This window comes from Rhodoferax aquaticus (assembly GCF_006974105.1).
GTDB classification, from domain to species: domain Bacteria; phylum Pseudomonadota; class Gammaproteobacteria; order Burkholderiales; family Burkholderiaceae_C; genus Allorhodoferax; species Allorhodoferax aquaticus_A.
In genome coordinates this window covers 58794-81765 of the sequence record NZ_CP036282.1, presented here as the reverse complement: position 1 = coordinate 81765, position 22972 = coordinate 58794, and the positions used below count along the sequence as shown (strand labels likewise).

General features: G+C 60.4%; 21 protein-coding genes. 8 read left to right on the top strand and 13 right to left on the bottom strand.

The window, feature by feature from the left end; all coding sequences use genetic code 11:
* Positions 1-180: 180 nt before the first annotated feature.
* Positions 181-3393, top strand: coding sequence for a bifunctional diguanylate cyclase/phosphodiesterase (locus EXZ61_RS00400; protein ID WP_142808208.1), 3213 nt, complete (start codon positions 181-183; stop codon positions 3391-3393).
* Between the two features lie 244 nt (positions 3394-3637).
* Here EXZ61_RS00400 and EXZ61_RS00395 read toward each other — a convergent pair whose 3' ends face one another.
* The 7 genes from EXZ61_RS00395 to EXZ61_RS00365 form a co-directional block, all read right to left on the bottom strand.
* Entirely contained in the window at positions 3638-4087 is a 450-nt protein-coding gene (locus EXZ61_RS00395; protein ID WP_142808207.1) for a hypothetical protein, read from the bottom strand.
* A gap of 81 nt (positions 4088-4168) precedes the next feature.
* Positions 4169-4693: a hypothetical protein gene (locus tag EXZ61_RS00390; protein ID WP_142808206.1), complete on the bottom strand. Its 525-nt coding sequence runs from the start codon at positions 4691-4693 to the stop codon at positions 4169-4171.
* Between the two features lie 187 nt (positions 4694-4880).
* Complete coding sequence (locus EXZ61_RS00385) at positions 4881-5507, bottom strand: TetR/AcrR family transcriptional regulator (RefSeq protein ID WP_142808205.1); 627 nt, start codon at positions 5505-5507, stop codon at positions 4881-4883.
* A gap of 36 nt (positions 5508-5543) precedes the next feature.
* Complete coding sequence (locus EXZ61_RS00380) at positions 5544-6560, bottom strand: ABC transporter substrate-binding protein (protein WP_142808204.1); 1017 nt, start codon at positions 6558-6560, stop codon at positions 5544-5546.
* A 62-nt stretch (positions 6561-6622) separates the two neighbouring features.
* Positions 6623-7486, bottom strand: coding sequence for an ABC transporter permease (locus EXZ61_RS00375; protein ID WP_142808203.1), 864 nt, complete (start codon positions 7484-7486; stop codon positions 6623-6625).
* On the bottom strand, positions 7483-8376 hold the full coding sequence (locus tag EXZ61_RS00370) for an ABC transporter permease (protein WP_142808202.1): 894 nt from the start codon (positions 8374-8376) through the stop codon (positions 7483-7485). Before EXZ61_RS00370 ends, EXZ61_RS00375 begins: the two co-directional genes overlap by 4 nt.
* Positions 8363-9190 (bottom strand): ABC transporter ATP-binding protein, encoded by an 828-nt coding sequence (locus EXZ61_RS00365; RefSeq protein ID WP_142808201.1) that lies wholly within the window; start codon positions 9188-9190, stop codon positions 8363-8365. Before EXZ61_RS00365 ends, EXZ61_RS00370 begins: the two co-directional genes overlap by 14 nt.
* 320 nt (positions 9191-9510) lie before the next feature.
* Here EXZ61_RS00365 and EXZ61_RS00360 point away from each other — a divergent pair, with 320 nt between their 5' ends.
* From EXZ61_RS00360 to EXZ61_RS00355, 3 genes are all read left to right on the top strand, one after another.
* The gene (locus tag EXZ61_RS00360; RefSeq protein WP_142808200.1) at positions 9511-9936 is read left to right on the top strand and encodes a hotdog fold thioesterase; all 426 of its coding nucleotides are present in this window, start codon (positions 9511-9513) and stop codon (positions 9934-9936) included.
* Positions 9937-10017: 81 nt separating this feature from the next.
* A complete protein-coding gene (locus EXZ61_RS21835; RefSeq protein WP_168224648.1) occupies positions 10018-10167 on the top strand; it encodes a hypothetical protein in 150 nt (49 codons plus the stop codon).
* Between the two features lie 114 nt (positions 10168-10281).
* Positions 10282-10587: a hypothetical protein gene (locus EXZ61_RS00355; protein ID WP_178084827.1), complete on the top strand. Its 306-nt coding sequence runs from the start codon at positions 10282-10284 to the stop codon at positions 10585-10587.
* 162 nt (positions 10588-10749) lie between these two features.
* Here the strand turns inward: EXZ61_RS00355 and EXZ61_RS00350 are convergent, their stop codons facing one another.
* Positions 10750-11328, bottom strand: a complete 579-nt coding sequence (locus EXZ61_RS00350) for a cob(I)yrinic acid a,c-diamide adenosyltransferase (RefSeq protein WP_142808199.1) — start codon at positions 11326-11328, stop codon at positions 10750-10752.
* Here EXZ61_RS00350 and EXZ61_RS00345 point away from each other — a divergent pair.
* Both EXZ61_RS00345 and EXZ61_RS00340 read left to right on the top strand, forming a co-directional pair.
* Complete coding sequence (locus EXZ61_RS00345; protein WP_142808198.1) at positions 11322-12164, top strand: hypothetical protein; 843 nt, start codon at positions 11322-11324, stop codon at positions 12162-12164. The genes EXZ61_RS00350 and EXZ61_RS00345 overlap by 7 nt on opposite strands.
* 107 nt (positions 12165-12271) lie before the next feature.
* Positions 12272-13693 carry an FAD-binding oxidoreductase gene (locus EXZ61_RS00340; protein ID WP_142808197.1) on the top strand — a complete coding sequence of 474 codons (1422 nt, stop codon included), beginning with the start codon at positions 12272-12274 and terminating at the stop codon, positions 13691-13693.
* 153 nt (positions 13694-13846) lie between these two features.
* Here the strand turns inward: EXZ61_RS00340 and EXZ61_RS00335 are convergent, their stop codons facing one another.
* From EXZ61_RS00335 to EXZ61_RS00315, 5 genes are all read right to left on the bottom strand, one after another.
* Positions 13847-14998: a hypothetical protein gene (locus EXZ61_RS00335; protein WP_142808196.1), complete on the bottom strand. Its 1152-nt coding sequence runs from the start codon at positions 14996-14998 to the stop codon at positions 13847-13849.
* Positions 14999-15212: 214 nt separating this feature from the next.
* Entirely contained in the window at positions 15213-16367 is a 1155-nt protein-coding gene (locus EXZ61_RS00330; protein WP_142808195.1) for a hypothetical protein, read from the bottom strand.
* A 214-nt stretch (positions 16368-16581) separates the two neighbouring features.
* On the bottom strand, positions 16582-17727 hold the full coding sequence (locus EXZ61_RS00325; RefSeq protein ID WP_142808194.1) for a hypothetical protein: 1146 nt from the start codon (positions 17725-17727) through the stop codon (positions 16582-16584).
* Between the two features lie 11 nt (positions 17728-17738).
* Entirely contained in the window at positions 17739-18008 is a 270-nt protein-coding gene (locus EXZ61_RS00320; RefSeq protein WP_142808193.1) for a hypothetical protein, read from the bottom strand.
* A gap of 52 nt (positions 18009-18060) precedes the next feature.
* Complete coding sequence (locus EXZ61_RS00315; protein ID WP_142808192.1) at positions 18061-19998, bottom strand: type VI secretion system Vgr family protein; 1938 nt, start codon at positions 19996-19998, stop codon at positions 18061-18063.
* Between the two features lie 539 nt (positions 19999-20537).
* Here EXZ61_RS00315 and EXZ61_RS00310 point away from each other — a divergent pair.
* Together EXZ61_RS00310 and EXZ61_RS00305 are read left to right on the top strand one after the other, a co-directional pair.
* Positions 20538-21974, top strand: a complete 1437-nt coding sequence (locus EXZ61_RS00310) for a TolC family protein (RefSeq protein ID WP_237219040.1) — start codon at positions 20538-20540, stop codon at positions 21972-21974.
* Positions 21975-21976: 2 nt separating this feature from the next.
* Positions 21977-22954 (top strand): HlyD family secretion protein, encoded by a 978-nt coding sequence (locus EXZ61_RS00305; protein WP_142808191.1) that lies wholly within the window; start codon positions 21977-21979, stop codon positions 22952-22954.
* Positions 22955-22972 lie beyond the last annotated feature (18 nt).

Below are 22972 nucleotides of genomic sequence, written 5' to 3'. Positions count from 1 at the left end.
GCTTGTTTGGATGGCCGCTGGCTCGCGAAACTGCTTGCTAAGCCCTGGGCATTGAGAGACGATTGGGGCGCATACGGCGGCACTCCACAAGGCCGAGTTCAATGAAGTGGTACGTTCCTATCCGATCAGTTTCTAGCCCATGCAAATCAAGCGTAAGCAGCTATAAAAACGATAGCCCGTATGGATCCTGACGCACAACCCAGTTACTCGCCGTGGCGCTCACTGAAAGTCCGCGCCACGGCTTTCACGCTGCTTATTTTTGTACTCGGCATCTGGAGCTTGTCGTACCTTATCAGCCGCAGTCTGCAAGCTGATATGCAGCAATTGCTGGGTGCCCAACAGTTTTCCACGGTGTCGCTGCTAGCGCAGGATGTGGACGACGAACTGAAGGATTTCTTAGGTGCGTTGGAAGTAGCCGCCGCAAAAATTGATGCTCCCATGATGGCCAATGCAGTGGCACTGCAGACCTACCTTGGGCAACGCCAGCATGCCGCTGCCTTGTACAACGGTGGCATCTTCGTGACCGACACCCAAGGCAAAGTGCTTGCGGATGCGCGAACCACCGCCAACCAGTTCGGCCCCAACGGCGACGAGCGCGACACGTTGGCAAAAGTAGTGAAAGACCGCAAAGCGCTGGTCGGGCAACCGGTGCTAAGCGAAAGTCCCAAAGCCCACATCTTCTCCATCTTCGCGCCCATTCTTGACGCGCGGGGACAGGCAATGGGCGTGCTGGTGGGTGTGGTGGACCTAGGCAAACCCAACTTTCTGGACAAGATCACCCAAAGCGCTTACGGCAAAAGCGGTGGGTATGTACTGATTTCAGCGTCCAGTCGGCGGGTCATTACCGCCACCGACAAGCGCCGCATCATGGAGCCCTTGCCCGCTGTGGGTGTCAACGTGTGGGTAGACCGGTTTGCTGCCGGGTACGAAGGTTCGGCTGTTTCACCCAATCCCAAGGGCGTGAACGTGCTGGTTTCAGGCAAAGGCATTCCGACCGCAGGGTGGTATGTGTTGGCCTCGCTGCCCACGGCTGAAGCCTTTGCGCCGATTGCCAGCTTGCAGCAGCGCATGCTGGGTGCCACACTGTTGCTGACCGTGCTGACCGGCGTGCTCACCTGGCTGGTGTTACGGCGTCAGCTCGCGCCCTTGATGGCCACCGCCAACGCCATGACGGCCTTGGCCCATTCCCAGGCGGTTTCACATGCATTACCGACAGACTCGCAAAGCGAAATCGGCCAACTCGTGGCGGGCTTTAACCATATCGCGCAGACCTGGGCCCAGCGTGAGGCGGCCCTGAAGGCAAGTGAAGAGCGTTGGAAGTTTGCAATCGACGGCGCAGGTGATGGCCTGTGGGACTGGGATATAGACAGAGGGCAGGTGTATTTATCGCCGCGCTACAAAGCCATGCTGGGCTATACCGAGGATGAAATTGGCAACGGCGCAGACGCATGGAGAACCTACCTCCACCCGGACGATGCGGGCAGCGCATTAAGCGCCCTGCAGCGCTACCTCGATGGCGAAACCGATACCTATGAAGCCGAGTTCCGCATGCGGAGCAAGGACGGTAGTTGGCTTTGGATACACGGGCGCGGAAAGGTGGTGGAGCGCGATGCAAGCGGCAGGCCCCTGCGCATGATTGGCACCAACAGCGACATCACCGAGCGCATGGAGTCGCAGGTTCGCCTGCAGATGAGCGAGATCCGGTTTCGCCAAATTCTGCAAGATATTCCCATGGTGGCGGTGCAGGGCTATGGCGAAAACGGCGTGACGCGCTACTGGAACCAGGCCTCCGAGCGGCTCTACGGCTTCAGTGCAGCCGAAGTCCTAGGCCGCACGCTGTTTGACACCATCATTCCGCCAGAAATGCACGACGGTGTACGCCAGGCCATGGGCGAGATGTTTGCCACCGGCACGCCCATTCCCGCTGGGGAGCTGTCACTGCGCCGCAAAGATGGCTCACGGGTGGAGGTATTTTCAAGCCATGTCTGTGTGCAGGAACCGGGGCAGGCACCCGAGATGTTTTGCGTCGATGTGGACCTCACCGAGCGCAAGGCCTACGAGCGGCAGTTGGAGCATATTGCCCACTTTGATGCGCTCACCAGTCTGCCCAACCGTGTGCTGCTGGCTGATCGGCTCCAGCACGCGATGGCACAAACCCAACGCAAGCAAAAGCAGCTCGCCGTGGTCTACCTCGACCTCGATGGCTTCAAGGCCATCAACGACCGCCACGGCCATCAGTTAGGCGACCAAGTCCTGGTGACCTTGGCCCAACGCATGAAAGACACGCTGCGCGAAGGCGACACCATCGCCCGCATGGGCGGCGACGAATTCGTGGCGGTGCTGAGCGATCTGCAAGACGCGCAGGCCAGCGAGTCCCTCTTGGAGCGCATGCTCACCGCAGCCGCTGCGCCGATCCCGTCTGGCGCACTGAACCTACAGGTCTCGGCCAGCTTAGGCGTCACCTACTACCCGCAGGCGCGCGACATCGACGCCGACCAGCTGCTACGCCAGGCAGACCAGGCCATGTACCAGGCCAAACTCTCGGGCAAGAACCGCTACCACGTCTTTGATGCCGAACACGACAGCAGCCTGCGCAGCCACCACGAAAGCTTGGAGCGCATTCGCTTGGCACTTGAAAACCACGAGCTAGTGCTGCACTACCAACCCAAGGTCAATATGCACACCGGCGAAGTGATCGGAGCGGAAGCGCTGATCCGCTGGCAGCACCCCGAAAAAGGCCTACTTGCCCCCGCGACCTTTTTGCCCGTGATCGAAGACGACCCCCTGGCCGTGGATGTGGGCGAATGGGTGATGGACGCGGCACTGTCTCAAGTGGAGCGCTGGCGCGCCGCAGGGCTGGTGCTGCCGGTGAGCGTGAACATAGGTGCACGCCAATTGCAAGGGGTCCACTTCGTGGAGCGCTTGCGCACTATTTTGGCCCGCCACCCTCAGGCACAGCCGGGCTGCATTGAGATGGAAGTTCTGGAAACCAGCGCTTTGGCCGATATGGCGCAGGTCTCGCAGGTGATTGAGGACTGTGCCCAAATGGGCGTGCGCTTTGCGCTAGACGACTTTGGAACCGGCTACTCAACCCTCACCTACCTCAAACAACTGCGCGTGGCCCTGCTCAAAATCGACCGCAGCTTTGTACGCGACATGCTGGACGACGCCGACGATCTGGCCATTTTGCGAGGGGTGATCGGCCTGGCCGCGGCCTTCAAACGCGAGGTCATCGCCGAGGGCGTAGAAACCGTAGCCCACGGCACGGCGTTGCTGCAACTGGGGTGCGAATTGGGGCAAGGCTATGGCATAGCCCGACCCATGCCCCCCGACCAAATGCCCGCCTGGGTAGCCAGCTGGCGGCCTGATGCGGCGTGGCAAAAGAACGCTTAGTGGCGAGAGGGTACTCGGGGGGCTAGGTGGAGGTATAGCGCACGGCGCTCACCGCCACGTCAAGTCGGCAACGGGCTTAGGCTCCGCCGCTTGTTTTAGGTCCACGATTTGACGGCTGCTAAAGGCTGGTATCGGTCCTACAGCTTTACAGATAGCGTTGGTTAAATCATCTCGATTTCACGCTTTAGCAGCTACGAACCGTGGCAAAGCACGATGTGCATGCGTGTCCGGGCGGGGTGTTCTGTTAGTGTGCGCCTTGCTTTTCGACAAGTTTTCCATCTGTGGTGGCAAATGATTTCTTACGAATGTTGCTGGGACAACAGAGCCCATCACCACTTTGGTACCTTACTGATTCGGCTGCAACGACGCCGTTTGTGAAGGTAGTCACCCTCCCTTGGCCCAAGGCACTGCTATTCGCGAAGGACCACGATTCACCCTTGCGGTTGAATAGTGCAACATGGCAAAGCACGTTTGCTGGGTTGCTCGCGCCTTCGTTCTTACCTCCTGGGGAATTCTCGTCAACGCAGTACCACAGGACCACTTGCTCTCGCGGTTCAGACGCGTGGAACATCTGTTCTTCTGTGATAGGCCCTTGTTGCTTTAGGTAGCGCGTCACAGCCGAGGGCATTTTCGTTTGAGCTACGGCATTGGCAGCAAATGTTGCAAAGAGGATGGTCAAGGCCAAACGGATCATGTGCACCCTGCTTAATGTGTGTCGCAAAACTTGCGGCATCTTCACTGATTACTGAAATTGCGAGCGTGGGTTGCGCTACTGCTATGGGGACGATTTTGACTCTATTTCAGTAAGGCGCCCCTTGCTAATCACAAGTCGAACTACCGTCTTGATGCTGGGAAAGTTTGGTGGGTCATCCGGTCCAACCTCTAAGGCATCGATCTCGACCCTGATGTCCTGTGACTTGGGTGCCTGCAAAACACGCGCATTTAGTTTTTCAATCCCGCGCCAGCCTTTGCCGGCGACTTTGATTACGTCAAGCAATCTGTAGTGCGTAGGCTTGGTCTCGGTGTCAGTTTCGAATGCGGCCAAAAACTGAGAATGATTGTTGCCGCCGCCAAAACCTTCAATAGTGAATACGGCCAGTACGAGTTGCCGCCCACTCTGCAATTCGATAGCCTGCGCCATTGTCGCATTGGGGTAGCCGACAGCCTGACTGTCCCTAAGAAGGTCAGTCAATCGTTGAATCTGCAAGAGCAAAGGCTTTTGAGCCAAGGGCGGTCCGACAGCGAATGCAGCGCTAAGCGGACTCACCAAGCAGAGAAGTGTGATCAAGAGGCGCATCATGATGTTTAGCCAACAATGTATGGAGGACCTATTGGATACCACCCAGCTGTGGACATGCCACGAAAAGTCAGCCTTCGCAACACTGCAGCCGTTCCAAGACAGTTTATCTCTGGTCACCTAACAGTGATTTTGCTGCGAATGTTATAGCTACCTGCGCACGCTACATGCGCGCCACAGCCCGTTTTCCTTACAACCCACACCCTCGCAAGATCAGGGACACCACATGTTCGGTGGCTCGGGTGTAGTCGGGGGCTTGTAGGGTGTCGGTGTCGAGGACGGCGCTTACCTGCACGTCGAAGTCGGCGTAGGTTTGGGTGGCGGCCCAGATGGTGAAGAAGAGGTGCACGCTGTCCACAGGGGCCATGCGCCCGGCGTTGACCCAGGCTTGCACCACGGCGGCTTTTTCTTGCACCATACGGCGCAGCTCGGTGGCCAGCAGTTGCTTGATCACGGGGGCGCCGTGCAAGAGTTCGTTGGCAAACACTTTGGACCCATCGGGCCGCTGGGCCGACAAGGCCATCTTGGCGCGTATGTATTGCTCTATGGCGGCACGGGGTTCCGCCTCCAAGGTGATGCCATGTGTGGGCACCAACCAGTCTTCCAAAATGCGCGCCAACACGGCGCGGTACAGCACATCTTTAGAGCCAAAGTAGTAGTGCAAATTGGCTTTGGGCAAGCCACTGGCTTCGGCAATGTTGGCCATGGTGGCGCCCGCGAATCCAGCGCGGGCAAACACCTTTTCGGCGGCAGAAAGTATCAGGGCCTCATTCGTTTGGCGAATGAGGCCCTTGGGGCCTTCAGCGGCTTTGTTCATGCGGGTTGAAGCAAAGCATCGCTGCGGAGCATGGTCTTACTTTTGTGCAGCGTCATAGATGGCGTGGGAGTACGCCGCCTTGCCTGGGTCTTTCTTGATCACTGGGTCGCTGCCACCGGCCAGCAACACCTTGACGGTGCGCTCATAGGCGGCGGGCTCCAGGTAACCAATCTTCTTGGTACCGGCGTTGGTGATCAGCTTGGCCACGTTTTCCATTTGGCGCTTTTGCACCTTCAGGCTGGCGCTACCAGATGTGTCGGCGGCGACCACCGCTTTGGCAGCACCTTCAGGGTCTTTGACGGCAGCGTCCCAGCCTTTGAGTGTGGCTTTGAGGAACTTGCCCATCTTGGCGACGAAGGCTGCGTCTTTCAGGTTGTCTTCCAACACATACAAACCGTCTTCCAGCGTGGCAACGCCTTCTTTTTCATAGAAGAAGGTGACCAGGTCTTTCTCTTTCACACCTGCGTCCACCACTTGCCAGTATTCGTTGTAAATCATGGTGGAGATACAGGCAGCTTGGTTTTGCAGCAGCGGGTCGACGTTGAAACCTTGCTTCAGGATCTTGATATCGGAGTCGGTCTTCAGGCCGAGCTTGCCCATCCAGTTCAGGAAGGGGTACTCATTGCCACCATACCAGACGCCCAGGGTCTTGCCCTTGAAGTCTTTGGGGCTTGCCACGCCGCTGGCCTTTTTGCAGGTCAGCATGAGGCCGGACTGGTTGAACACCTGAGCTACGTTGACCAAAGGCACACCGGCTTCGCGCGCGGCCAGGGCTGAGGGCATCCAATCGACCACGATGTCGGCTTGTTTGCCGGCAATCACCTGGGTGGGTGCGATGTCAGGGCCGCCGGGTTTGATGGTCACCTCCAAGCCAGCGTCTTTGTAGAAGCCCTTGGCGGCGGCCATGTAGTAGCCGGCGAACTGGGCTTGTGGCACCCACTTGAGCTGCACGGTGACCTTATCGGCCGCTACTGCGCCAAAGCTTGCGCCCAGCGTAGCAGCAGCAAGCGCTACTGCCGTGAGGCTGCGCGTGAACTTGGAAGAACGAATCATGAAAGGCTCCTTCTGGGTTAAGTAATCGTCAAAACAACGTACACATCAAACACGGCGCGAGGTCACCCTTCACGCACCGAGGGGTGCCAGAACGCCGCGCGGCGTTCCAACTGCACTAGCAAGGCGTAGGCCAATGACCCGGTCACGGCCGCCACCACAATGGCGCCCCACACCAGCGGCATGTTCATGCGTGCCGCTTCGGTGGAGATACGAAAGCCCAACCCCGAGGTTGGGGAGCCAAAAAATTCCGCCACGATGGCACCAATCAAGGCCAGCGTAGCGTTGACCTTGAGCGCACCAAAAATAAACGGCAAGGCCGCTGGCAGGCGCAGTGCCAGCAAGGTGCGGGTGTAGCTGGCGGCATAGCTGTACATGAGCTCGCGCTCCAACTTGCCCGCCGCTTTGAGGCCCGCCAAGGTGGACACCAGCATGGGGAAAAACGTCATCAGCACCACCACGGCGGCTTTGCTAGGCCACTCAAAGCCAAACCACATCACCGCAATGGGTGCCACGCCCACCAAAGGAATAGCGCTGGTGAGCGAGGCCACAGGCAACAAGCCGCGCTGCAAAAAAGGCATGCGGTCAATGGCCACGGCCACTAAAAAGCCTGAGCCACAACCCAATGCCCAGCCAATGACCACGGCCTTGCCTACAGTTTGCACAAAGTCGCCCCACAATTTGGGCGCGTGGTCCACCATAGAGCCCATGACCAAGCTCGGGGCAGGCAAGAGCACGCGCGGCACATCGAGTGCGCGCACCAAGATTTCCCAAAACAGCACCACCCACACGCCAAACAGTGCGGCTGTGGCCATGCCCACCCAGCGCGCGCCTTGCACTGCAGCCATGCGGTACACGCTGTAGCCCGCCACCAAAGCCAGCAGCAGCATGCCGGGCCAAAACCACATGGAAGTCACGCTCTCTGTCATACGCCCCCCCGGCTGCGCAACACCAAGCGCTCAACCCCCGCCACGATGCCAGTCAGGGCCAGCCCCAAAAGCGCAGACATCACCAAGGCTGACCAAATTTGGGTGGTCTGCCCGTAGTACGAACCCGTGAGCAACCTTGCACCGAGGCCCGCTTGCGCGCCGGTAGGCAGCTCCGCCACCATGGCGCCCACCAAGCCCGCTGCCACACCCACACGCAAGGCGGGGAACAGAAAGGGCAAGGCCGCAGGCAAGCGCAAGAGCCACAGCGACTGCCAGCGGGATGCGGCGTAGGTGTGCATCATCTCGGTTTCAATCTTTTGCGGCGAGCGCAGGCCCTGCACCATGGCCACCGTGACCGGGAAGAAACACAGGTACATGGCAATCACCGCTTTAGGCGCGGTGCCTGCAAAACCCAGGCTGCCCAATATGACCAAGACGATGGGCGCAATGGCCAGCACCGGCACCGTTTGTGAGGCCACGATCCAGGGCAGCAAAGCCTTGTCCAAAGTGCGGCTGTGCACGATGAGTACTGACAGCACCAGCCCCAGTGCCGTGCCCATGGCAAAGCCCAGCAGCGTGGACTGGCCAGTGACGATGACGTGGTAAATCAGATTGCGCGGCGAGTCGATAGGCCACTCGGTCAGGCTCTCATAAAAGTCCATGGCCACTTGGTGCGGTGCGGGCATGAGCGGGCGCTCCATGGTCATGGTGGCCTCGAACAACTCCATCTGGGTGTAGCCCGCTTCTTCATCGAGCACCCGCTCAATGGCGCCTTGCGCATTGAGGCCCCAGGCTGCAACATACCAAGCGATGAGGACCGCCAGTAGCACTACTGCGACTGGCAGCCAGTCGTGCACAAGGCGCTGAGGCAGTGATCTAGTGGTGGCCATCGGCTAAGGCCTCGCGCACTTCGTGGGCCAGCTCCATAAAGGCTGGCGTGTCCCGCAAGCCCAAATGGCGCTCATCGGGCAGCGGCGAATCGATCACTTTCACGATGCGTCCGGGCCGTGGGGACATGACCACAATCTTGGTCGACAAATACACCGCCTCGGCAATGCTGTGGGTCACAAACACGACGGTACGGCGCTCGCGCTGCCAGAGTTGCTGCAGCTGCTCGTTCAGGCGGTCACGCGTGATTTCGTCGAGCGCACCAAAGGGCTCGTCCATCATCAAAATCTTGGGTTCAAACGAGAGCGCACGCGCAATAGACACCCGCTGCTGCATGCCGCCGGAGAGCTGCCAGGGGTACTTGCCTTCAAAGCCCTTCAAGCCCACGCGCTCCAGGTGCTCCATGGCGATGCGTTTTGCCTCCGCCTTGCCTTTGCCTTGGATCTGCAGGGGCAGCGTCACATTGGCCAACACATTGCGCCAAGGAAACAAGGCAGGCGCTTGAAAAACATAGCCGTAAGCTCGGGCCAAGCGCGCGTCATGGGGGCTCACACCGTTGACCAGCACCTCGCCAGCGCTGATGTGCTCAAGGTCGGCAATCACCCGCATCAGCGTGGTTTTGCCGCAGCCTGAGGGCCCGATAAGCGATACAAATTCGCCTTCGGCAATGTGGAGATCGATGTCGCTCAGTGCGTGAACGGGGGTGTCTGCCGTTTGGTAAATCACGCTGGCATTGCGCACCTCTACCGCCGTCCGCTGCTGGAGGTGGGTCTGGCTTGGGGCCGTGCCCAAGTGAGTGGATTCAGAATGGTTCATTGACGCCCAGGTGTGGTAAGTCGCTGTAGTTGCCAAAGGGTTTGCCTGCATAAGCTAACCAATTGGTCAACTTATTCTAGCCATCCATGCGAGTTTCGTGCCAGCGTTTCCACGGGGGTTTACACGGGCGTATTTACCCTCATTGCACCTAGGCAGAGCCGCGTAGTTGCACCATTAGCAGGCAGGTTCGCGCACCCCATGAACCCAAGCTGCATGCACCGCATTGGCGCACGGCATGGGCGCTTGTGGGTTTGCACGTACCATCTTGGACATGGGCACGGCACGGCCAGCCCCTCACCATTTTCAGACAAGGACCGCACATGCCTATTTGGCAAAAACCCATCTCTGTAGACGCCCTCACGCAGTTCAGCCTGAACTCAGCGGTGAGCCATTTGGGCATTGAGTTTTTAGAAGTGGGTGACGACTACCTGGTGGGCCGCGTGCCGGTAGACGCACGCACGGTGCAACCCTTTGGCTTGCTGCACGGCGGTGTGTCCGTGGTGTTGGCCGAGACTTTGGGCTCGTGCGGTGCCAACTTCGCCTGCGCCCCGGGGCACCAAGCCGTGGGCCTGGACATCAACGCCAACCACCTGCGCGGCGTGAAGGCGGGCTGGGTCACGGGCACGGCACGCGCAGTGCATATTGGCCGCACCACACAGGTGTGGCAAATCGATATGCGTAACGACGCTGGCGAGATGACGTGCGTGTCACGCCTCACCATGTCGGTCTTGGGTGCCCGCTCATAGACTTGGCAAAATTAGGCTGTAGCGCCCATCCCTATTGCAGAAGTAGCTACTATTTATATAGCAACCACTTTCAACACACTTATGTCTGACGCTCCCGATCCAGCCCCACGCAAAGAATACACACCACGCTTTGGCCGCCTGCTTGCTGTCTGCGGCTTGGCCGTCGCGTTTGTGGGCTTCTTGGTGTGGTTTGCCAGCACCTACCTAACCAACTGCTGCGGCCCTTCTTGAGCCCGGCATGACACAGCGCTGGCTTTACATAGCTTTACCCAAGCCCAGTAGGCGGGCCACGGGCCCCGGCGTTAAAGAGCTATGGCAACGTCGCCATGAACAGTTAAGAAGACCATGTTCAAACAAACTCTCATCGCCGCAACACTTGTCGTATCCACCTTGGGCGCATTCGCTCAAACCGCAGCACCTGCAGCCCCCGCCGCTAAGCCAGCCGTAACAGCACCAGCAGCAGCACCAGCCGCTGCGGCCAAACCTGCCGAAATGAGCAAAGAAGCCAAGGCGGAAGCCCGCAAGGCCAAGATGGAAGCATTGAAGGCCAAGCGCGAAGCCGCTAAAGCCAAACGTGAAGAAGCCAAGGCCGCGCACGCGAAGGCAAAAGCAGATGCAGGGGTAGCCAAAGCCGAAGCCCCCAAGAAATAAGCGCTAACCCCACGCAGCCAAAAGCCACCTCTGCAGGTGGCTTTTTTACGCTCACAGCACTAGCCGCTAAGCGCTAGCTCGACCGCCGCTTGGGCATCGGCCTTGCCGGGGAGGGACATGGTGTCTTGGGGCTGCGCCTTGGGCAAATGCGTTGGCAATGTCTTACTCAGCCGCGCCCTTGGCCATGCGTTCGCTTTTCCAGTACACGTCGTCACCCACAGTGCCGTCGGTGCGGTGGCGGTTGAGCACGCGGGCGAGTACAAACATCAAATCCGACAAGCGGTTGAGGTATTGGCGCGGCGTGTCTTTCAAGGCCTCTTCGTTGCCCAAGGCCACCACGGCGCGCTCCGCACGGCGGGCGACGGTGCGGCACACATGGGCCAGCGACGCAGCGCGGCTACCGGCGGGCAAGATGAACTCTTGCAGGCGTGGCAGATGGGCGTTGTGCTCGGCCAGCGCCTCGTCCAAGGCCAGCACCGCTTCGTGTTTGAGCAACTCATAGCCGGGAATAGAGAGCTCTCCGCCCAAGTTGAAGAGCTGGTGTTGCACCTCTACCAGCAGGGTGCGCACGCCTTGCGGCATGTCTTCGCACAGCAGGACGCCGATGTGCGAATTGAGCTCGTCCACCTCGCCCATGGCGTGCACGCGCAAGCTGTTTTTAGAAACCCGGGTGTTGTCACCCAGCCCAGTGGTGCCATTGTCCCCAGTGCGGGTGGCGATTTGTGTGAGTCGGTTTGCCATGGCGCCATTGTGGCAGCAGCTACAAGTCCTTACGCTATGGCGGCTTGCCGGGGAGTGGACCCCACGCCATACTGCGCCGCATGGACCTACGCAGAACTTCATGGAAGACCTTGGCGATGCTGCTGCTCAGTGCCAGCGGCACTGTGTTGGCCCAGCCCAGCACAGACAGCCCCACCCTACAGTACGACCGCTACAACACCGCTCAACTGGAGGCCGTGTGCGAGGCCACGCCACCCAACGCCTACGCGAGCGGCATGACGGACGGGGCATGGTTCTCGTTTCCGGGCGCAGGCAGAACCTACTACTACCGCTCGGCCTGCTACATGGAGTTGGTGCGGCGCACGGGCCGCGCCGACCTGTGCCCCAAAGTGATTGAACGGCGCTCTCTGTGGGGCGACGGATCAAGCCACTCACCGCAGCGCTGCCAAGACGTGGCAAAGGCTTACCAAGCGCGCCAAAAGCAAGACGCGCTGGACTTGGCAAGCTATGCGCAATCGGTCGCGGGGGCTTTCAAAATCACGGGCTTTAAGGTGACGCCCTTGCCCAACCACAACTGGCGCTTAGAGGTGCGCACCGAGGGCACGCGCGCTGGCAACTACGTGCTGGAGGTCAAACAGATTCGCGACAACAAAGTCTTGCACCGCGACACGCGTGCGCTGTCCCAGCCACAAACATGGGCGTGGGAACTGGAGCGCGCAAGCGTGCTGGGCACCACGCCTTTGCCCAATATTTTCCCTATGGCAGTGAGCATGACATTTCAAGTTCCCGCAAACGGATCTCGGCCTGCGGGGGAACACATCACCGTCATCCAAAACTTCACGCTGTCAGCCGAATAGCGGGGTGCCCTGGGCGCTGCCAGCCTGGCGTCAGCCTTTCGCGGCGCGTGGGTTCTTAGAATGGGTAACGCAGCGGCCTTGCGCTGCAACCACACCGGAGTCTTGCTATGAACACCCCTCACCTCCCGCCCCTGCTGCCTGAAGTTGCGCAACGCCCTGTGCCTCCCGCGTTTTTGGCGGCCTTGCAGGCGCGTTTTGGTGAGCAACTGTCTACCGCACTGGTGGTGCGCGAGCAGCACGGGCGCGATGAATCGGCCTTTGACGTGCCGCCGCCCTCGGCCGTGGTGTTTGCGCAGAACACACAGGATGTGAGCGATGCCGTCACGCTGGCCGCGCAGTACCGGGTACCGGTGATTCCCTTTGGCGTGGGCTCTTCGCTAGAGGGCCACTTGCTGGCCGTGCAAGGCGGCATCAGCCTGGATGTGAGCCGCATGAACCAGGTGCTGTCCATCAACGCCGAAGACCTGACGGTGACGGTGCAGCCCGGCGTGACACGCAAGCAACTCAATGACGAGATCAAGTCCACTGGCCTCTTCTTCCCCATAGACCCGGGCGCGGACGCCACCATTGGCGGCATGAGCGCCACCCGTGCCAGCGGCACCAACGCGGTGCGCTACGGCACCATGCGCGAAAACGTGCTGGCACTGGAAGTGGTGACCGCCAGCGGCGAAGTCATCCGCACCGGCACGCGGGCCAAGAAAAGCAGCGCGGGCTACGACCTGACCCGCCTGATTGTGGGCAGCGAAGGCACGCTAGGCGTGATCACCGAGGTCACCGTCAAGCTCTACCCCTTGCCCGAAGCGGTGATGGCGGCCACCTGCTCGTTCCCCACGCTGGCGGATGCGGTCAACACCACCATCCAAATCATCCAAATGGGCGTGCCGATTGCGCGCTGCGAACTGCTGGACGAAAACACCATCCGCATGGTGAACGCGCACTCCAAGCTCAGCCTGCCCGAGAGTTCCATGCTGCTGTTGGAGTTCCACGGCTCGCCCGATGGCGTGAAAGAACAGGTGGCGCTGGTGCAAGACATTGCCAACGAACACGGTGCCGCCGCCTTTGCCTGGGCCGAGACGCCCGAGGAGCGCACCCGCTTGTGGACCGCACGGCACAACGCCTACTTTGCGGGCGTGCAGTCCCGCCCGGGCTGCAAAGCCATCACCACCGACACCTGCGTGCCCATCTCCCACCTGGCAGACGCGCTCTTGGACAGCGTGACCGAGGCGCGCGAGGCCGGCCTGCCCTACTTCATGGTGGGCCATGTGGGCGACGGCAACTTCCATATGGGCTACCTGATTGACCCCAACAAACCCGAAGAGCGCGCGCTGGCCGAACAACTCAACCACCAGCTGGTCACCCGTGCCCTCAAACTGGGCGGCACCTGCACGGGCGAACACGGCGTGGGCCTGCACAAACAGGGCTTTTTGGTGGAAGAGACCGGCAACGGGGCCGTGGAGATGATGCGCACCATCAAGCGCGCACTAGACCCGCACAACATCCTCAATCCGGGAAAAATCTTTACGCTATAAATTCAATAGTTGCTTGCGCTTATTCCGTGGGCGCAAAGGGCTATTTTCTCGCATGTAATTCCGCCCTACCGAGCACGCGCACGCCACCCGGCACCACGCGGGCGCGGTGTCGCCCGGTGTAGAGGATGAATGTCGGGCGGGCAAGGTGCTGCATCACTCTTCCAAATCCTCTTTGCTCGCCTTGAAGTTGCTGTCCACAAAATACGGCCCGGGCTTGGGCAAAGGCCAGCCGCGCCGGGTGGTCCACTGGGCGATGTCCTCAATCGGGCCGGGGGCTGCGCCATCGGGGCATTCGTGCAGGCAGACCCAGCGGTCGCCAAACTTGCCAATCACGGGGCGCACCGGGTCATCAAACCCGGCCCAGCCGACGAAGTGCCCTATGGTGCCCTTCTTGCCCACTTTGTCGTGGTAGCTGGTCACATCGATATAGGGTTGCACAAAGCCTTTGGGGTTGGGCTTGTATTGGCTGCTCTCGTCCAGACCGGGGCAGGTAAGGCGACCTTTGTACATGCCGGGTTCAAAGCCACCTGCGCAGAGGCCTTGGGCGTCGGGCACTTGACCACCAAGACCGGCCACGCTGACCGGGCGTTTGAGTTGGTAAGTCCACTCGCGGCAGCCGAAGATGCCTTGTGCTTGCGGGTCTAGGACTTCTTTGACATCAAACTTCTTGCCGGGGGTGAACACGCGAGCACTGCTGTTGACGCCATAGCGGCCATCATCAAACCCAAAGCACAGCGCGGGCGTGACCGACTCCCCCAGGGGGCCGGGCAGGTAGTCCCACCACTCGCCCAAGTAATACCAATTGCTGCCGGGTTGCCCATTGCCTTCGTACAACTGCACGTTTCGACGGTTCTCTGTATCCAAGATTTGTTTAGCCATCAAAGGCTTGGGCGCGATGTGGGGGCTGATGAGCTGGCCGGTGCGATCAAACTGCAAGACGAAGAGGCCAAAGTCGCTGTAGGTGTTGTTGAAAACTACATCGTCTTGCTGGGCATAGGGCTGGCCTTGGAACGGCAAGACAGGTGCGACATATTCCTTGTAATCCCTGAATGCGGGTGAATGTTTTGCCTCCTTTTGTGCGTTGTCCTTTTGGGCGTATTTGTCAGCATCACTCGCAAACTTGTATACCTCAATCACATAGCGCACCGTCCATGGCTTCTTGAGCCATTCGTACCGCAACATCGAGTATTTGGGCGGGGCTTGCGCTGCTTGGTTTTGTGCCCGCGCCGCTTGCAGCGCGACCACCGCTATACACAGGCCCAAGCTCACCCACACCAACACCCTATGCAGTTTCATTGCTTGCATGTCGGTGTTCCTCAAGGAAGCAAATACGCATCCACTGCGGTCACATGCAGGTGGTTGCTCTTTTTTTGATAGCTTCTTGTCCATATTCCACCAGCGCAATCGGCACTTATTGCATGTAGAAGGCCAGTTCCAGGCAGGTGCACCCCACCCCGCACCACTCTGGCGCGGTGGCCACCGGTGTGTAGACGACATGTCGGGCGGGCAAGGTGCTGCATCACTCCTCCAAGTCCTCTTTGCTCGCCTTGAACTTGCTGTCCACAAAATACGGCCCGGGCTTGGGCAGGGGCCAGCCGCGCCGGGTGGTCCACTGGGCGATGTCCTCAATCGGGCCGGGGGCTGCGCCATCGGGGCATTCGTGCAGGCAGACCCAGCGGTCGCCAAACTTGCCAATGACGGGGCGCACCGGGTCATCAAACCCGGCCCAGCCGATGAAGTGGCCTATGGTGCCCTTCTTGCCCACTTTGTCGTGGTAGCTGGTAACGTCGATGTAGGGCTGTACAAAGCCCTTGGCGTTGGGCTTGTAATGGCTGCTCTCGTCCAGACCGGGGCAGACTAGGCGGCCTTTGTACATGCCGGGTTCAAAGCCGCCTGCGCAGAGGCCTTGGGCGTCGGGGACTTGGCCACCAAGGCCTGCCACACTGACCGGGCGTTTGAGTTGGTAAGTCCATTCACGGCAGCCGAAGATGCCTTGTGCTTGCGGGTCCAGGACTTCTTTGACATCAAACTTCTTGCCGGGGGAGAACACTCGAGCGCTGCTGCTGACGCCGTAGCGACCATCATCAAACGCAGAGCACAGCGCGGGGGTCACTGACTCTCCCAAAGGGCCGGGCAGGTAGTCCCACCACTCGCCCAAGGCATAAAAATTGCTGCCAGGTTTGCCATCGCCTTCAGACAACGCGACCATGGTGCGGTTCTCGCCATCCAGCGTTTGCCGGGCCATCAAGGGCATGGGCGCGGTGTGGGGGCTGATGAGCTGGCCGGTGCGGTCAAACTCAAACGCAAAGAGACCCAAGTCACCGTACATGCTTCCAGACAGTGGATTCCTTTCACTGGCATAGGCCTGCCCTTGGAACGGCAAAACAGGGGCTACATATTCCTTGTAATCCCGAAACTCGGGCGAATGCTTGGCTTCGCTCTTGGCGTTGTTCTTTTTGGCATATTTATCCATGCCTTTCGCAAGTTCATCCACCTCAATCACATAGCGCACCGTCCATGGCTTCTTGAGCCATTGGTACCACGCTTTGTCGTACTTGAGGGGGGCTGGTGCTGCTGCAGAGTCCTGCGCACGCGCCGCTTGCAGAGCACAACCCGCCATGCACAGGCCCAAACCCACCCACACCAACACCTTACGCAGTTTCATTGCTTGCATGTTGGCGTTCCTCAAGGTAGCAAATACGCATCCACTGCGGTCACATGCAGGTGGTAGCTCTTTTTTTGATAGCTGCTTGCCCATACTCCACATGCGCGATTCGCCTTTTTTGCATGTAGAAGGCCAGTTCCAGGCAGGTGCACCTCACCCCGCCCTGCGCGGGCGCGGTAGCTCCCGGTGTAGAGGATGAATGTCGGGCGGGCAAGGTGCTGCATCACTCCTCCAAGTCCTCTTTGCTCGCCTTGAACTTGCTGTCCACAAAATACGGCCCGGGCTTGGGCAGGGGCCAGCCGCGCCGGGTGGTCCACTGGGCGATGTCCTCAATCGGGCCGGGGGCTGCGCCATCGGGGCATTCGTGCAGGCAGACCCAGCGGTCGCCAAACTTGCCAATGACGGGGCGCACCGGGTCATCAAACCCGGCCCAGCCGATGAAGTGGCCTATGGTGCCCTTCTTGCCCACTTTGTCGTGGTAGCTGGTAACGTCGATGTAGGGCTGTACAAAGCCCTTGGCGTTGGGCTTGTAATGGCTGCTCTCGTCCAGACCGGGGCAGACTAGGCGGCCTTTGTACATGCCGGGTTCAAAGCCGCCTGCGCAGAGGCCTTGGGCGTCGGGGACTTGGCCACCAAGGCCTGCCACACTGACCGGGCGTTTGAGTTGGTAAGTCCATTCACGGCAGCCGAAGATGCCTTGTGAGTCGAGGACTTCTTGAACACTGAATTTTTTGTCTGGATTGAACGCACGGTAACCGCTGCCCAATCCATACCGACCGTCATCATGTGCTGAGCACAGGGCGGGCGTGACCGACTCCCCCAAGGGGCCGGGCAGGTAGTCCCACCACTCGCCCAAGTAATACCAATTGCTGCCGGGTTGCCCACCGCCTTCGTACAACTGCACGTTGCGACGGTTCTCTGTATCCAAGATTTGTTTAGCCATCAAAGGCATGGGCGCGATGTGGGGGCTGATGAGCTGGCCGGTGCGATCAAACTGCAAGACGAAGAGGCCAAAGTCACCGTAGGTGTTGTTAAAGCCAGGATCGTCCTGGTTGGCATAGGGTTGCCCTTGGAATGGCAAGACAGGAGCCACATATTCTTGGTAATCCCTGAACTCGGGCGAGTGCTTGGCTTCGCTCTTGGCGTTCTCCTTTTTTGCGTATTTAATGAGTGAATTGGGGCGTAGATATACCTCAATCACATAGCGCACCGTCCATGGCTTCTTGAGCCATTCGTACCGCAACATCGAGTATTTGGGCGGGGCTTGCGCTGCTTGGTTTTGTGCCCGCGCCGCTTGCAGCGCGACCACCGCTATACACAGGCCCAAGCTCACCCACACCAACACCTTACGCAGTTTCATTGCTTGCATGTCGATGTTCCTCAAGGTAGCAAATACGCATCCACTGCGGTCACATGCAGGTGGTTGCGGTGGATGAACTCATTGGTTTTTTCGGCCGGCTTTACGTCCCCCTGCAGAGTAGTGACCTGCGTCTTGGCCGATGTGCTAGGGGTCACAAAGTTGGCGCTGGGCTCAACGGCGTCGCGGGTGTCGCTATCCATGATGAAGGGATCAAAAATCTGCTTGATCAGCGGGTTGATGCGCAAAGCCTTCTCGAACTGACCGGCCAAGGTGGCACCATGTTTATCCATGTAGCTTTTTTTCGCTTTGGCATGTTTGGATTGGGCCAGGCCTTTTTTATCGTTATTCGGTAGTGATGAGCAAGCCGTCTTGGGCGCGGATAGCGCCGTGGCCATCCGTGCGCAGCTCAAAGCCTTCGCCCCGGTGTTCTTGGCGGCCTGCCCTGCTCTCTATGCGGGTGATGTGGCCTAGGCTCAAGCTGCTGTGCTGGTGGTCGCTCTTGGCCTGCACCTGGATTTGATCTGCGGTGTCGTCCAAGAGCACATGGTTGCTTCTTCCTGCGGCGGCGTTGCCTTGGCCTGCGGTGAGCTCGCGGCTACGCATACCACTTAAGGCTTGTTGGCCGGGCAGCTCCCAGGGAGGCTGGTTGTTCTGGTTGTAGACAGAGGCGATAACGATGGGTTTGTCCGGGTCGCCGCCTTCAAAGCTCACCAGCACTTCTTGCCCGATGCGGGGAATGTGGATGGCCCCTAGCTGGTTGCCCGCCCAAGGGCTTGCCACCCGCACCCAGCAGCTGCTGCGTTGGTCGCGCGCGTCGTGCCTATCCCAGGGGAAGTGCACCTTGACGCGGCTGAGGTAGTCGGTGTGGTGGTTGGCCCCTGCGGGGCCGACTACCAAGGCGCTCAAGGGGCCGGGGATCAGGGGTTTGCTCTGTGTGCCGTCAGGGCGCAGGGCGATGGTGCTGGGCTGGACCTCGAATTCGGTGTGGACGCGCCACTTTCCTTGGGTGGTGTCTTGGGTGTTGGTGCTACCTGTTTTGTGCTCACTCGGGTTTTCTATGTCGAGTGTGGTGTGCAAGACGATGTATTCGGTGTTGGCGCTGGTCTGGGGGTGCTCGGCCAGGGTGAAGCTGCTGCCGGGCACGATGCCGCGGATGTGGCCGGCACCTCGGGCGCGTAAGGCCCCCTGGCGCAGGGCTTGCAGGCGCAAGCGAGCTAGGTGTTGGCCTTGGGGTTCGGTCTGGTTGGCGGCACTGTTTGCGCCTGCATTGGGCTGGCTGTAGTCGGAGGAAGAGAGGGAGGTGTTTGCTCCACCACCTGCTCCACTGTTCACTCCGCTGTTCCCTCCCCGCCAGAGGTAGATCTGGTGGGCCGGGTGATTGCCTGCATGGTCGCTGCTGGCTTGCACCGCCAGGCTGGCCTGGGGGCGGGTGTAGTCGTAGTCGGCACTGGCGTAGGCGCTGGCAGTCAGGCGCTGCACCGGGCTGAAGCGGTGGATGTACTCGCGGTCGGTCTTGTGCCCCAGCGGGTAGTAGGGGATGGTGTGGTAGGGGTTGAGGCCGGGATCAGCGCTGTTTTGTTGCAGGTCTTGTTGCCGGATTTGGAAGGCGCCGTTGTGGTCGCTCCAGATGAGGCGGTGGGCCTCGCCGCTGTGCTCGAAGTGGTAGTTGATGCCCCACTCTTGCATGAGCCGGGTGATGAATTGCAGGTCGGTTTCGTTGTACTGCACGCAGTAGTCGCGCACGGGGTAGCTCTCTAGGAGCCTCTTGGTACTGGGCTGGGGGTAGTTGGCCAGCACGTGTTCGATCACGTCGACCGGGCTCATGTCTTGGAAGACTTTGCAGTCGCTCTTGAGCCGGGCCTGGGCCAGCCAGGGCTCCAGGGTGAGTTGGTAGACGCGCTGGCGCGGGGTTTCTTGAATGAGGGTGGCTGCGGTGATGAGGGCGCTGATTTGGCGCTCTCCGCTGCCTTGGTGGGGGGTGGCGAGTTGGCCCTTGACGACCCCACCGATGCTGCCCGCCTCAAACGTGCCCATGCCTTCGAGCTGGATGTGGCAGCTAATGGCCTGGCCCATGAGGGCTTGGAGGTCCAGCTCTACCAGGCCACCCGGGACCGAGGTGTCCGGGGTTTGCAGGGTGAGTTGGTAGCGAAAGAGTTGGTTGATGCCTTCGTGGCCTTCCAAGCGCACGGCTTGAAGTTGGGCGTGACCGGCTTGGGCCTCTAGGCTGGCGCTGCTAATGGTGAGGATGCGCTCTGCGGGGATGAGGGTGGTGGTGGGCATGGCTTAGCTCCGTGGCTTATCCGTGGTGGACCGGGCCAAGGTTGCGCAAGTGAATGCGCGTTGAGTCGTTCGTTGCATCGTTAGCCCCTTCATTCAAATACCGCACGCGGTAAAAAGTAGCCACCGCCCTCGCGCCGCCCGCTGAAGCCGATGGCTTTGAGGCCGCCTTGCAGCAAACCTAGGTCTTCATCGCGCATCACCGGATGCAGGTCGCAGCGGTTCTGTCGCAATCAGCCATTGTGAGGAAGCTAACGGCGTGTCTTTGTAAAAACGGCTTTGCAATTGCTGTTGAGTGCTTTGCTATGTGTGCGCCCGCTGGTACGCAGCTTGCCCCTTGCGCTTTGGCCATTTGGAAGAAATGATGCAAGCGCGTGGCGTCTTGGGACGACGGATCAGGGGCGAGCTGTCTTCAGAACTACCCGTTAGCGGCAATTGCTATGGTTTGTATAGCTGCTTGCGCTTATTCCGTGGGCGCAAAGGGCCATTTTCTCCATCGCAGGCCCTGAAATGACGCCACAATGGCGCAGGCCTGGCCGATAATGCAAGCACTTTTCAACCCGCCTATGCACATGCCTTTTGCCTTACGAAGCACTTTGGCCGCCGCACTGTCATCCTGGGCGCTCGTGGCGCTGGCCCAAACCCCGGCGGCAGACAACCTGAGCTACGACGCGGCGTGGAGCTTGGTCAAAGCCAACTCCGACAAACTGGCCGCTGCCCAAGCCGCCGTGGACCACAAAACCCTGCAAGGCCAAGGCCTGAGCGGTTTAGGCGGCCCCAGTGTGGCGGTGAGCGGCGCGGCCTACCACTACAGCGCCAGCCTGGATGTGAGCCTAGACCCCATCAACCGGGGTTTGGCGCAGGCCACGCAGATGCTGCCGCCGCCCCTGCAGCGCCTGCCCATTCCGGCGAACCCCTTCCCCTCCAACTACACCTACAAAAAAGAAGACAGCAACACGACCGCCTCCGTGTCCGCCACTTGGCCTTTGTACATGGGCGGCGCCAGTGATGCGGTGCGCGGCTTGGTCAACGCACAGGCCCAAGAGGCCCAGGCCGACGCCTTGCGCACCCGGGATGAGCTGGCCACACTGCTGGTGCAGCGTTACTTTGGCGCGCAACTGGCCACCAAGGCGGCGCGCTTGCGCCAAGCGGCCTTTGCCAACGTAGAAAAGCATGACCAAAGCGCCGAGCGCATGCTGAGCGCTGGCGTCATGGCGCGGGTCGAGCGACTGCAAGTGCGTGCTGCGCTGGAAGAGGCCAGGCGCAACGCCCAGAAAGCCCAGGACGACGCCGAGTTAGCCACCATTGCACTGGCCCGCACCTTGCGCGCCCAAGGACCTGTGCCACAAGCCGCAACACCCTTGTTCTTGAATTCCCAGCCCCTACCCGGTTTGGAAGGATTTATTGACGCCGCCTTGCGCCAGCACCCGGGCTTGGCCAAAGTGGCGGCCAAAAAGGCCCAGGCAGAGCGATTGCACGACGGGGAAGACGCCTTGCGCAAGCCCCAGGTATTTGCCTTTGGCCAGCACCAGCTCAAGGAAAAAAATGCCGACTGGGTGGCGGGCGTGGGCGTGCGCTGGAGCCTGTGGGACACCATGGATCGCACATCCTTGTCGGCCGCGACCCAGCAACTGGTGGTGCAGGCCGAGCGCAGCGACGCCCAAGCCCGCAGCGACATTGCCCTGCTGGTGGAGCGCAACTGGCGCTTGGTGGACCAAGCCCGCCGGCAATACCTGGCGCAGCAGCCCAGTGTGGATCTGGCGCAAGAGGTGCTGCGCCTGCGCACCGCCGCCTTGGCCCAAGGCACCGGCACCGCGCTGGAGCTGTTAGACGCCGAGACCCAGTTTGCCAAGGTGCACACCGAGCGCGCCCAAACCGCGTACGACTACGCCGTGGCCTTGGCACAGCTTTTGGAGTCGTGCGGGCTCAGTGAAGACATGGGCGCTTACGTGGCGCGTGCCGATATTCGGGTGGAGTGAGTATGAAAAAAACTGGACTGATAGGCGCCGGCGCAGGCCTGCTGGTGGTGGGACTGTTGGGCTATGGCCTGTGGAAGGCCGGACAGCCCGCGCCTGAGGTATTCCAGGGCCAGATGGAAGCCCGCGAAACCGATATTGCCGCCAAGGTGCCCGGCCGCATTGCCGAGATCTTGGTCAAAGAAGGCGACACCGTGGCGGTAGGGGCCGCGTTGATCCGTATGGACAGCCCTGAGGTCAATGCCAAGCTGGCCCAGGCCACTGCCGCGCAAGATGCGGCACAGGCTGTAGCCAACAAGGCGGAAAAAGGCGCGCGCCCGCAAGAGATTGAAATGGCGCGCATGAACTGGCAACGCGCACAAGCCGCCGCCGAGCTGGCGAGTATTTCCTTCAAACGGGTGGATGGCTTGGCGCGTGACGGCCTGCTGGCCGCACAAAAGCGCGACGAAGCGGAGGCCAACTTCAAAGCCTCGCGCGATGCCGAAATTGCCGCCCGCGCCCAGTACGACATGGCCCGCAGCGGCGCGCGCACCGAGGATAAAGCCGCAGCCCAAGCGCAAGCCCGGCAGGTAGCCGGGGTGGTGGCAGAGGTGCAAGCGGCCAAGGCAGAGACCGAGCTCAAAAGCCCGGTGGCCGGCGAGGTGGCCAAGGTCCTGGCCAAGGTGGGTGAAATATCGCCACAAGGCGTGGCTGTGGTCAGCTTGGTGGACCTCAAAGACCAGTGGGTGGTGCTGAACGTGCGCGAGGACAAGCTGCAACGCTTTGCCATTGGCAATGCATTTGATGCGACCTTGCCCGCCTTGGGCAGTGCTGCCGCACCGGTGCGTTTCAAGGTGTTTTACAGCGCGGCCCTGCCCGACTTTGCCACCTGGCGCGCCACCCGTGGCGGCCAAGGCTTTGATGCCCGCACCTTTGAGGTACGCGCCCGCCCCGCCGCGCCCATTGCGGGCGCTCGCCCGGGCATGAGTGTGCTGGTGCAGTAGCGCTTGGGCCCGTCCAGC

Excerpts from the sequence above, each read along its gene's own strand:
- EXZ61_RS21835 (WP_168224648.1), top strand. The coding sequence starts at position 10,018 with ATGTCTGACGCTCCCGATCCAGCCCCACGCAAAGAATACACACCACGC.
- EXZ61_RS00400 (WP_142808208.1), top strand. The coding sequence starts at position 181 with ATGGATCCTGACGCACAACCCAGTTACTCGCCGTGGCGCTCACTGAAA.
- EXZ61_RS00370 (WP_142808202.1), bottom strand. The coding sequence starts at position 8,376 with ATGGCCACCACTAGATCACTGCCTCAGCGCCTTGTGCACGACTGGCTG.
- EXZ61_RS00390 (WP_142808206.1), bottom strand. The coding sequence starts at position 4,693 with ATGATGCGCCTCTTGATCACACTTCTCTGCTTGGTGAGTCCGCTTAGC.
- EXZ61_RS00320 (WP_142808193.1), bottom strand. The coding sequence starts at position 18,008 with ATGGATAAACATGGTGCCACCTTGGCCGGTCAGTTCGAGAAGGCTTTG.
- EXZ61_RS00325 (WP_142808194.1), bottom strand. The coding sequence starts at position 17,727 with ATGCAAGCAATGAAACTGCGTAAGGTGTTGGTGTGGGTGAGCTTGGGC.
- EXZ61_RS00395 (WP_142808207.1), bottom strand. The coding sequence starts at position 4,087 with ATGATCCGTTTGGCCTTGACCATCCTCTTTGCAACATTTGCTGCCAAT.
- EXZ61_RS00305 (WP_142808191.1), top strand. The coding sequence starts at position 21,977 with ATGAAAAAAACTGGACTGATAGGCGCCGGCGCAGGCCTGCTGGTGGTG.
- EXZ61_RS00330 (WP_142808195.1), bottom strand. The coding sequence starts at position 16,367 with ATGCAAGCAATGAAACTGCGTAAGGTGTTGGTGTGGGTGGGTTTGGGC.
- EXZ61_RS00380 (WP_142808204.1), bottom strand. The coding sequence starts at position 6,560 with ATGATTCGTTCTTCCAAGTTCACGCGCAGCCTCACGGCAGTAGCGCTT.
- EXZ61_RS00340 (WP_142808197.1), top strand. The coding sequence starts at position 12,272 with ATGAACACCCCTCACCTCCCGCCCCTGCTGCCTGAAGTTGCGCAACGC.
- EXZ61_RS00360 (WP_142808200.1), top strand. The coding sequence starts at position 9,511 with ATGCCTATTTGGCAAAAACCCATCTCTGTAGACGCCCTCACGCAGTTC.
- EXZ61_RS00315 (WP_142808192.1), bottom strand. The coding sequence starts at position 19,998 with ATGCCCACCACCACCCTCATCCCCGCAGAGCGCATCCTCACCATTAGC.
- EXZ61_RS00385 (WP_142808205.1), bottom strand. The coding sequence starts at position 5,507 with ATGAACAAAGCCGCTGAAGGCCCCAAGGGCCTCATTCGCCAAACGAAT.
- EXZ61_RS00365 (WP_142808201.1), bottom strand. The coding sequence starts at position 9,190 with ATGAACCATTCTGAATCCACTCACTTGGGCACGGCCCCAAGCCAGACC.
- EXZ61_RS00310 (WP_237219040.1), top strand. The coding sequence starts at position 20,538 with ATGCAAGCACTTTTCAACCCGCCTATGCACATGCCTTTTGCCTTACGA.
- EXZ61_RS00335 (WP_142808196.1), bottom strand. The coding sequence starts at position 14,998 with ATGCAAGCAATGAAACTGCATAGGGTGTTGGTGTGGGTGAGCTTGGGC.
- EXZ61_RS00375 (WP_142808203.1), bottom strand. The coding sequence starts at position 7,486 with ATGACAGAGAGCGTGACTTCCATGTGGTTTTGGCCCGGCATGCTGCTG.
- EXZ61_RS00350 (WP_142808199.1), bottom strand. The coding sequence starts at position 11,328 with ATGGCAAACCGACTCACACAAATCGCCACCCGCACTGGGGACAATGGC.
- EXZ61_RS00355 (WP_178084827.1), top strand. The coding sequence starts at position 10,282 with ATGTTCAAACAAACTCTCATCGCCGCAACACTTGTCGTATCCACCTTG.